Genomic DNA, 9361 nt, shown 5'->3' with positions numbered 1-9361 from the left:
GGCCCAGCCGCCGCTCTACCGTATCCGCTGGAACAAGCCGGCCGAGCACGAGTTCGTCTACTCCGACGCCGAGCGCGACGCGATGATGAGGGACGGTCTCGAGAACGGCAAGAAGCTCCCCAAGGAGAACCCGGTCCAGCGCTACAAGGGCCTCGGTGAGATGAACGCCGAGGAGCTGTGGGAGACCACGATGAACCCCGAGCAGCGCCTCATGCTCCAGGTGACCCTCGACGACGCCGCCCAGGCGGACGAGGTGTTCTCCACGCTGATGGGCGAGGACGTCGAGCAGCGACGCTCCTTCATCCAGCGCAACGCCAAGGACGTCCGATTCCTCGATATCTAGGTCTCTAGCACCCGACCTAGATTCGAGTAGATCTCCCGAGAAGGACACTGATCCATGACTGAGACCACCGACAACCTCGCCGGACCGGGTGGCGGCGGCCGCATCGAACCCATCGAGCTCCAGACCTCGATGCAGCGGGCCTACATCGACTACGCGATGGCCGTCATCGTCGGCCGCGCGCTCCCCGACGTCCGCGACGGCCTCAAGCCGGTGCACCGCCGCGTGCTCTACGCGATGTACGACGGGGGCTACCGCCCCGACCGCGGCTTCTCCAAGTGCTCGCGCGTCGTCGGTGACGTCATGGGTCAGTACCACCCGCACGGCGACACCGCGATCTACGACACCCTGGTCCGCCTCGCACAGCCCTGGGTGATGCGCGCGCCGCTGGTCAACGGGCAGGGCAACTTCGGCTCGCCCGGGAACGACGCGGCCGCGGCCATGCGGTACACCGAGTGCCGGATGGCCCCGCTCGCGCTCGAGATGGTGCGCGACATCGAGCAGGACACCGTCGACTTCCAGCCCAACTACGACGGTCGCTCGCAGGAGCCGGTCGTCCTGCCGGCGCGCTACCCCAACCTGCTGGTCAACGGCTCGGCCGGCATCGCGGTCGGCATGGCCACCAACATCCCGCCCCACAACCTGCGCGAGATCGCCGACGGTGCCCGCTGGGCCCTCGAGCACCCCGACGCCACCCGCGAGGAGCTCCAGGACGCGCTCATCGAGCGGGTCAAGGGACCTGACTTCCCCAACGGCGCCCTCATCGTGGGCCGCGAGGGCATCGAGCAGGCCTACCGCACCGGTCGCGGCTCGGTGACCCAGCGCGCGGTCATCGAGATCGACGAGGACAACAAGGGCCGCACCTGCCTGTCCATCACCGAGCTGCCCTACATGGTCAACCCGGACAACCTGGCGCTCAAGATCGCCGAGCTCGCCGACTCCGGCAAGGTCCAGGGCATCTCCGACGTCCGCGACGACTCCTCCGGCCGCACCGGCCAGCGCCTCGTCGTGGTGCTCAAGCGCGACGCCGTCGCGCGGGTGGTGCTCAACAACCTGCTCAAGCACACCGAGCTGCAGACCAACTTCAGCGCCAACATGCTGGCGCTGGTCGACGGGGTGCCCCGCACCCTCACCATCGACCAGTTCATCAGCAACTGGGTGACCCACCAGATCGAGGTCATCCAGCGACGGACCCGCTTCCGCCTGGCCCAGGCCGAGCGCGACGCCCACATCTACCGCGGCCTGGTCAAGGCGCTCGACGCCCTCGACGAGGTCATCGCCCTCATCCGTCGCTCGCCCGACGTCGACGAGGCTCGCACCGGCCTGATGGCGCTGCTGGAGATCGACGACATCCAGGCCGACGCCATCCTGGCCATGCAGCTGCGCCGCCTCGCGGCCCTCGAGCGCCAGAAGATCATGGACCGCCTCGCCGAGCTCGAGCTGGTCATCGCCGACCTCGAGGACATCCTGGCCAACGAGACGCGCCAGCGGCAGATCGTCATGGACGAGCTCACCGAGGTCGTCGACAAGTACGGCAACGACCGGCGTACGCAGATCATCGCCGCCGACGGGGACCTCTCGATGGAGGATCTCATCCCCGACGAGGAGCTGGTCGTCTCGATCACCCGCGGTGGCTATGCCAAGCGCACCCTGCGCCAGCAGTACCGCCTCCAGAAGCGCGGCGGCAAGGGCGTGCGCGGCGCGACCCTGCGCGGCGACGACGTGGTCGAGCACTTCATCTCCACCACCAACCACCACTGGCTGCTGTTCTTCACCACGGCCGGTCGGGTCTACCGCACCAAGGCCTACAACCTCCCCGAGGCCGCACGCGACGCCAAGGGCGGGCACGTGGCCGGGCTGTTGTCCTTCCAGCCCGACGAGGACATCGCCCAGGTGCTGGCCATCCGCGACTACGAGCAGGCGCCCTACCTCGTGCTCGCCACCCGCAACGGCCTGGTCAAGAAGACCCGTCTGGGCGACTACAACTCCCCGCGCCAGGCTGGCGTCATCGCGATCAACTTCCGCGAGGACGACGACGAGCTGATCGGCGCCGAGCTGGCGAACGCCGAGGACGACATCCTGCTGGTCTCCCGCAAGGGCCAGGCCATCCGCTTCAAGGCCGACGACTCCCAGCTGCGGCCGATGGGGCGCGCCACGAGCGGCGTCTCGGGCATGAAGTTCCGCGACGGCGACTCCCTGCTGTCCATGTCGGTGATCCGTGCGGCCCAGGTGGCCGCCGAGGTCGCCGCCGGGCTCGACTCCGAGACCCCCAGCGACGAGGTCGCCGCGCCCATCGACGGTGCCGTCGAGGACGCGGCCGCCAACTCCGAGGTCGCGACCGCGGCCGGGACCGGCGAGGTCAAGCCACAGTACGTCTTCACCATCACCGACGGCGGCTTCGCCAAGCGCACGCGGATCAGCGACTACCGCACCCAGTCGCGCGGTGGCCTGGGTATCAAGGCGATGTCGCTGGCCAACGAGGACCGCGGTGGCCTCGTCGGCGCCTTCATCGTCGAGGACGGCGACGAGGTGCTGTCGATCACCCAGGGCGGCCAGGTCGTGCGCAGCCCCATCAACTCCGAGTTCCGTCCGACGGGCCGCTCGACGATGGGCGTCAAGTTCGTGACGCCCAAGAAGGACGACGCCGTCGCCGTGGTCGCCCGGTCGGTCGAGGCCCGCGAGGAGGAGGCCGACGAGGTGGAGAACGGACCCCTCGACGAGGCAGCCCGCGAGGGTGCCGAGGACGCCGTTCCCGACGACGTGACCGACGCTTCCTCCGAGGTGGAGGACGCCGACGAATCGCCCGAGGTTGCCGACGATGCAACAATCGATAGTCCGTCCGAGTCCGCTGAGGAGTGATCCATGTCCGAGCGCACCGCTTCCCGATCGCAGGGCAGCCCGCGCGGTGACGACCCCGCCGCGTCTCGTCCGTCGCTGAGCGAGCGGGTCCAGTCGAAGCTGTCCAATGCCGCCACCGAGCACCGCGCCAATGCCGAGGCGAAGGACAGTCGCACCGGTCGCCGCGTCACCAAGGGCTCCGCCAAGGCGCCCCGTCGGGCGCGGCTGCGGCTGACCCGGATCGACCCCTGGTCGGTCATGAAGACGTCGTTCCTGCTCTCCGTGGCCTTCGGCGTCGTCACCTTCGTGGCGGTCTTCATGGTCTGGTCGGTCCTCGGCGCCGCGGGCGTCTGGGACTCGATCAACTCGACCGTGGCCAGCGTCGTTGAGGGTGACACCAACACGAGTGATTTCGACGTCACCAACTACCTCGGCATGGGTCGGGTGCTCGGTTTCACCCTCCTCGTCAGCATCATCGACGTGATCCTGCTCACCGCGATCGCCACCCTGGCGGCCTTCCTCTACAACATGGCCGCCGCCCTGCTCGGGGGCATCGAGGTCACCCTCGCGGAGGACGAGCGCTGAGGTCCGCGCGGACCCCCGCAGGCGTCGTACCGGCGTTTTGTGGGGCTCCTCGGGGGTGGGGTAGTGTTCCCCCTCGGCCGCCCATGGCGGCCGTGTCGTCGTAATGCGGCGACTCGGGCCTATAGCTCAGACGGTTAGAGCGCTTCCCTGATAAGGAAGAGGTCACAGGTTCAAGTCCTGTTAGGCCCACCGACGTCCCATCCCGGGCAATCGCCCCGCACCTCCAGGAGAGCCCATGAAGAAGATCATCCTCCTCCTGCTGGCCGCCGGCGGTGCCGCGTTCGCGAAGAAGAAGATGGACGAGGGCAAGTCCGAGCAGGCCCTGTGGGCCGAGGCCACGGACACCGTCCACAAGTCCTGACCCTCCCGGCCCCCACGGGCCGACCCAGGGGCCTTGGCGCAATTGGTAGCGCACCTGCTTTGCAAGCAGGGGGTTAGGGGTTCGAGTCCCCTAGGCTCCACCACACCGCAGACAGCCGCCGTCCGGACGATGGCAGGCTCCCCCGTTTCGGGTCATCCGCCGAGGTCCGCCGCCGCGTAGCGTCGACCGGCAGGAGGAGGGTCGGTGTGGCCCACCCGCGGCGAAGGGTCGGCACATGGGACTGCGCAGGCACGGGCTCGATGGGCCGACGTTCCGGATGCGCCAGAAGCTCTTCGCCGTCGGTGACGACTTCTGGATCGAGGACGCCGACGGACGCAAGGTCTATAAGGTCAACGGCAAGGCATTTCGCGTGCGGCAGACGTTCATCCTGGAGGACGCCGAGGGCCAGGAGCTCTCCAAGATCCAGGACAAGAAGCTCAGCATCCGCGACAAGATGACCATCGAGCGGGGCGACACCACGGCCAAGGTGCACAAGCGGCTGATCGGGATCCGCGACCACTACGTCATCGAGCTCGACGACGGCACGACCCTGAAGGCGCACGGCAACATCGTCGACCACGAGTACGAGATCGAGCGGGACGGCGACCCGGTTGCCGAGGTCTCGAAGAAGTGGTTCCGGGTCCGCGACACGTACGGCATCCAGCTCGCCGCAGGTGAGGACGAGCCCCTCCTGCTGGCGATCGCGGTCTGCGTCGACGAGATGGCTCGCGGCTGAACTACCTGGCGAGGAATCACCGGCTGACCGGTGATCCGGTGGGTTTGCCTACGTTGCAACACGCGCCAACCCGCTGAATCACCGGCTGACCGGTGATCCCACGAGTCACGTCAGCGCCGCCGACGGAGCAGCGAGTGTGGGTCGAGCGCGCGGCGTACGGGCGGGGCGGAGACCCGCAACCCGGAACGACGCTCGTCCACGAGGGTCCAGAAGGCCGCGGCGGTGTCGGGCTCGTCGGGTGAGGACGTCGCGACGTCCGCGTCCCTCTGGAGCCCGTCCGATGGATCCAGCCACCTGCCGGCGGGACCTCCGGCACGCACCCGCGGGGCGCCCGCCTCTGCCGCGTGCCGACGCAGCGGGGCACCCTCGGTAGCAGGGCAACGCTGTGAGGAGGACCGCGATGAGGCGCGTGCTGGTCGTGGTGTGTGCGGGCGTGGCGACGGTCGTGGTGACGGCCGGCCTGGCCGTCGCGCTGACGGTCGACGATGACGACGTCGGTCCCGGAATGATGTCGACGACGGCGCAGGAACGGGGTCCGGGCGGCGTCGGCCGGCGGCCGATGATGCAGGGTCCCGGGCGCGGAGGTATGGCGTACGGCCGCATGTCCGGCGGGATGTCTAACGGGATGTTCGGTGACATGCACGTCGTCGTCCGCAGCGAGTACACCTTCCTCGTCCGGATGATCGCGCACCACCAGGAGGCCATCGCGGCGGCCGGCGAGCTGAGCCGCTCGGACCGGCCCGAGATGCACGCGCTCGGTCGCTCCATCGTCGAGGGGCAGACGGCGCAGGTGGAGCAGATGCAAGGGTGGCTGGACGAGTGGTATCCCAACCGCCCCACCACCACCGCCTACCGACCGATGATGCGGGACCTGACGGGGCTCTCGGGCGACGAGCTCGACCAGGCGTTCCTCGAGGACATGATCTGGCACCACATGTCCGCGGTGATGATGTCGCAGCATCTGGTCGCGCGCGGCCTCGCCGAGCACGGTGCCGTGGAGGACCTCGCCCGCTCCATCAGTGCCAGTCAGCGGTCGGAGATCGTCTCCATGCGGCGGTGGCTGTGGCAGTGGTTCGGCTGATCGACCGCCTCAGCAATCACCGGCTGACCGGTGATCCCACGAGTCACCTCAGCGCCGCCGGCGGAGCAGCGATCGCGGATCGAGCGGCGCAAGCACGCGGCGTACGGGAGGGGCGGAGGCCCGCAGGCCGGAGCGGCCCTCGTCCACGAGGGTCCAGAACGCCGCGGCGGTGTCCGGCTCGTCGGGTGAGAAGGTCGCGACGTCCGCGTCCCTCGCGAGCCCGACCGGTACGCCGAGCGCCACCGCCTGGGCCGACCGGGTGCTGCGCGGCACCGTGACCCCGAGGTCGTGGGCGGTGTCCACCAGCTCCTCCCAGCCGCCGAGGTAGGCCAGGGACGGCGGGGTGGCCGTACGCCGACGCCGGCGGCGCAGGGCCTTGAGCAGCGGGACCACCCCGAGCGCCAGGGGGACGAGCAGCAGCAGCGGCCAGCGGGGCAGGGGCTCGTCGGTGGCCTCGTCCTGCCGGTCCTGCGCCTCGGGCTCGTCGCGGACCTCCGGCTCCTGCTGCTGGGGCCGGTCGGTCGGTCGCTGCTCGGGGGGCAGCCGCACCTCCGGGAGGGGGGCGGAGTCGCGCCTGGGCGGGCGGTGGCCCATGAAGGCCCGGGTCGGCAGCACCCGCCACGACCCGTTGGCGACGCGGACCTCCACCCAGGCGTCGAGGTGCTTGCCCTTGATGACCCCGTTGCGGCCGAGCACGGTACCCACCGCCACCCGCGCCGGGACGCCGACCCGGTTGGCGAGCAGCGCCATCGTGGCGGCGTACTGCTCGTCGTTGCCGACCATGATCGGTGCGTTGACGAAGCCCTCGTCGAGGCGTTCCTCGTCCTGCCCGGGCTCGAAGCGCGTCTCCCAACCGAAGGCGCCGTCGGAGTAGCGGCCGCGCTCGCGGAGCCGGTCGGCCATCCGGAAGACCTCGCCCATCGGCGTCCGGGCGCCCAGCGACCACGCCCGGGCCGGTACGTCGAGGAAGGCCGCGGCGTCCTGGAGCGTGGTGTCGGGGCGGCGCCAGGGCTTCATCCGCACCGTCAGCCGGTCGGGCGTGGGGATGGCGGCGAGGACGTAGTCCTCCTTGACGTGCAGGCCGCCGGGCAGCACCGCGGTGTCCGTCGACCGGTTGTAGCGCAGGTCCGGGAGCCGGTCGTTGGCGTAGTCGTCGTAGAACTCGAAGGCCTGGAGCGCGCCGATCGTCGGCACCCACGGGAGGTCCCAGGTGCTGCGCACGAAGAAGGTGTACAGCGCCTCGTCGCCCCGCGCCGGGTTGTCGAGCCTGGAGGGGACCCGAAGGAAGCGGTCGGTGAAGTCGTCGGGGCTGGTGTCCGATGCGGCGTACCACCGGGTGCCGTCGTAGCGGTCCAGCACCGCGACCCGCACCCGGGTCCCCGGACCGGCGCCCCGGACCCGGAACAGCTTGCGGTCCGCGAGGTTGGTGTAGACCCCCGGGCCTTGGTCCCGGAAGCGGCGGAAGGCCGACAGCGGGGTCTCCAGGTAGCCCGAGTCGTAGGGCGTGACGGCCTCGCGCAGCACGTGGCGGCGGTTGCCCTCGGGCATGTCGACGACGGCGTACGACGCCACGGCGACGAGGCCGAGCACCGCGAGGCCCACCAGCAACCGGCGGGCGGACACCGTGGCGAGGGACACGTCGCTGTGCAGCCCGGCCTCGACGCGCAGCCCCCGGTGGGCGACCCAGGCCAGCGCGACCGCGCCGAAGCCGACGCCCTGCAGCAGGGTCGAGAACGGGGCGGTCATGCCGAGCACCAGGGCCAGGACCAGCGCGACGACCAGCGGGAGCAGGGGCAGCGCGGGCCGTCGGCTGCGCAGGGCCAGCGCCGAGGACACCGCGGCCGGCACGAGGGCCAGGGCGTAGGGGATCAGCAGCACCCGGCCCGCGCTGTCCACCAGCGGGGCGGTCTCGACGAGCACCCGCCAGGACTCGACGGTCCCGATCGCCACCGCGTTGATCGTCTCGATGTCGGGGACCCCGAGGAACAGTCCCGACGAGCCGAGCGCGACCAGGCCGGCCGTCAGGAGGTAGGGCACCGCCACCAGCGGGATGATGACGCCGAGTCCGAGCCGCAGCGTAGCCAGCAGCAGCGTCCAGGCCAGGCCCACGGTCACCCCGGCCGCGGCGGCGACGATCCACCGGGTGCCGGCGAAGGTGTCGGTGAAGCCGGCCAGCGAGATCGCAGACAGGACCACGACGGCGAGGACGTCGACGGCGGCGTACGGGGGCAACGGCCGGGTGTGGACGCTCATGAGGCCGCCGCCACCAGACCGGGCAGCTCGCCGAGCCGGCCCACGGTGACGGCGTCGTGGCCGTGCTGGTGGACCACGCCGGCCGTCTCGCCGGGGGCGGCTCGCAGCACCACGACCCGGGTGTCGCCCGGCAGGGTGGCGGTGGCCCGGACGAGGGTGTCGAGGTCGGTCCCGCTGCCGGTGACGAGCAGCAGCACACTGGTCTCGGGGGCGAGCGCGAGCGCCGCGCCCACCTGCTCGCTCACCGTGGCGGTGCCGGGTTCGGGGGTGATCCGGCAGGTGCCGTCGAGCACGGAGGGGGCGGGCAGCGCGGTCAGCCGCACGCTGCCGCAGGCCAGGCTGATCTCGTACTCCTCCCGCGCGGCGCACATGAGCAGCGACGCCGCCACGGAGGCCGCGAGCTCGAACCCCTCGACCGTGGGGTACGCCGCCGGGTCGGCGTCCACCACGACGGTCGCGTGGTTGCGGCGGGTGTCGTGGTATTGCCGGACGAGCAGCTCACCGGCGCGGGCCGAGGAGCGCCAGTGCACGTGGCGCAGGTCGTCGCCGGGGACGTACTCCCGCAGCGCGTGGAAGGCCAGGTCGCTCATCGACACCCGGTCGCTGGGGGTGCCCTCGAGGTCACGCACCCGCCCGGCGCCCAGGCTGGGCACCACCACCATCGCCGGGCGCACGAAGAGCTCGCGGTCCCGACCCCAGCGCACCGGCCGGTGCAGCAGCCCCAGCGGGTCGGAGCGGATCGCGGTGGCCGGCCCCACCTGCAGGACGYCACGGGCGAGGTCGTCGACGAGCACCTCCGCCCGCTCGGTGGCGCCGCGGTCGAGGGACGGCATCCGCACCCACGCCTCGCGGTCCCCGACCGGCAGTCGCAGCAGGGGCTGCCACAGCGGCAGGCTGCCGCGGTTGGTCGCGGTGAGCGACGCCTCCACCGCCTCCCCGGCGGTGGTCCGCGGCGGGCGGAGCCGCAGGTCGGCGTCGACCCGCGTCGGTACCAGCAGCCACGGCACGGACGCGAGCAGGACGCCGAAGCACATCACCGCGACGAGACGCAGCTCGACGAGCCCCCACAGCAGGGACCCGGYGTACGCCGCGAGCCCGAGGAGCAGCACGGCGCGTCCGGTGGGCGTGGGGACCCGCAGGACCGCGAGCGCGCGCGACAGCACGGCG

7 protein-coding genes, 2 tRNA genes and 1 pseudogene are annotated in these 9361 nt (G+C 71.2%); 8 read left to right on the top strand and 2 right to left on the bottom strand.

Annotated elements, in window-relative coordinates; translation table 11 throughout:
* The 8 genes and pseudogenes from AC1DQF_RS14920 to AC1DQF_RS14885 all read left to right on the top strand — a co-directional run.
* A pseudogene (locus AC1DQF_RS14920) lies at nucleotides 1–343 on the top strand (DNA topoisomerase IV subunit B); the annotation flags it as partial.
* Nucleotides 344–397: 54 nt separating this feature from the next.
* On the top strand, nucleotides 398–3199 hold the full coding sequence (gyrA, locus tag AC1DQF_RS14915) for a DNA gyrase subunit A (protein ID WP_477526003.1): 2802 nt from the start codon (nucleotides 398–400) through the stop codon (nucleotides 3197–3199).
* Nucleotides 3200–3202: 3 nt separating this feature from the next.
* A complete protein-coding gene (locus tag AC1DQF_RS14910; RefSeq protein ID WP_477526002.1) occupies nucleotides 3203–3763 on the top strand; it encodes a DUF3566 domain-containing protein in 561 nt (186 codons plus the stop codon).
* 115 nt (nucleotides 3764–3878) lie between these two features.
* Nucleotides 3879–3952, top strand: a tRNA-Ile gene (locus AC1DQF_RS14905).
* A gap of 46 nt (nucleotides 3953–3998) precedes the next feature.
* Entirely contained in the window at nucleotides 3999–4124 is a 126-nt protein-coding gene (locus AC1DQF_RS14900) for a DLW-39 family protein (RefSeq protein ID WP_477526001.1), read from the top strand.
* A gap of 27 nt (nucleotides 4125–4151) precedes the next feature.
* Nucleotides 4152–4227: transfer RNA gene (locus tag AC1DQF_RS14895), tRNA-Ala, on the top strand.
* A gap of 132 nt (nucleotides 4228–4359) precedes the next feature.
* Nucleotides 4360–4860 (top strand): LURP-one-related/scramblase family protein, encoded by a 501-nt coding sequence (locus AC1DQF_RS14890; RefSeq protein WP_477526000.1) that lies wholly within the window; start codon nucleotides 4360–4362, stop codon nucleotides 4858–4860.
* 400 nt (nucleotides 4861–5260) lie between these two features.
* Complete coding sequence (locus AC1DQF_RS14885) at nucleotides 5261–5941, top strand: DUF305 domain-containing protein (RefSeq protein WP_477525999.1); 681 nt, start codon at nucleotides 5261–5263, stop codon at nucleotides 5939–5941.
* A 48-nt stretch (nucleotides 5942–5989) separates the two neighbouring features.
* On the opposite strand, the gene AC1DQF_RS14880 is transcribed toward AC1DQF_RS14885, so the two are convergent.
* Together AC1DQF_RS14880 and AC1DQF_RS14875 are read right to left on the bottom strand one after the other, a co-directional pair.
* On the bottom strand, nucleotides 5990–8194 hold the full coding sequence (locus AC1DQF_RS14880) for a transglutaminase-like domain-containing protein (protein ID WP_477525998.1): 2205 nt from the start codon (nucleotides 8192–8194) through the stop codon (nucleotides 5990–5992).
* Complete coding sequence (locus AC1DQF_RS14875) at nucleotides 8191–9357, bottom strand: DUF58 domain-containing protein (RefSeq protein WP_477525997.1); 1167 nt, start codon at nucleotides 9355–9357, stop codon at nucleotides 8191–8193. The genes AC1DQF_RS14880 and AC1DQF_RS14875 overlap by 4 nt, the downstream gene beginning before the upstream one ends.
* Between the last annotated feature and the right edge of the window lie 4 nt (nucleotides 9358–9361).

It is taken from the genome of Nocardioides sp. P4_G4 (assembly GCF_056401085.1).
This window is presented reverse-complemented; position numbering and strand designations above follow the sequence as displayed.

What these genes read in the sequence shown, in the direction of transcription:
- gyrA (WP_477526003.1), top strand. Translation starts at nt 398, where the DNA reads ATGACTGAGACCACCGACAACCTCGCCGGACCGGGTGGCGGCGGCCGC.
- AC1DQF_RS14910 (WP_477526002.1), top strand. Translation starts at nt 3,203, where the DNA reads ATGTCCGAGCGCACCGCTTCCCGATCGCAGGGCAGCCCGCGCGGTGAC.
- AC1DQF_RS14900 (WP_477526001.1), top strand. Translation starts at nt 3,999, where the DNA reads ATGAAGAAGATCATCCTCCTCCTGCTGGCCGCCGGCGGTGCCGCGTTC.
- AC1DQF_RS14890 (WP_477526000.1), top strand. Translation starts at nt 4,360, where the DNA reads ATGGGACTGCGCAGGCACGGGCTCGATGGGCCGACGTTCCGGATGCGC.
- AC1DQF_RS14885 (WP_477525999.1), top strand. Translation starts at nt 5,261, where the DNA reads ATGAGGCGCGTGCTGGTCGTGGTGTGTGCGGGCGTGGCGACGGTCGTG.
- AC1DQF_RS14880 (WP_477525998.1), bottom strand. Translation starts at nt 8,194, where the DNA reads ATGAGCGTCCACACCCGGCCGTTGCCCCCGTACGCCGCCGTCGACGTC.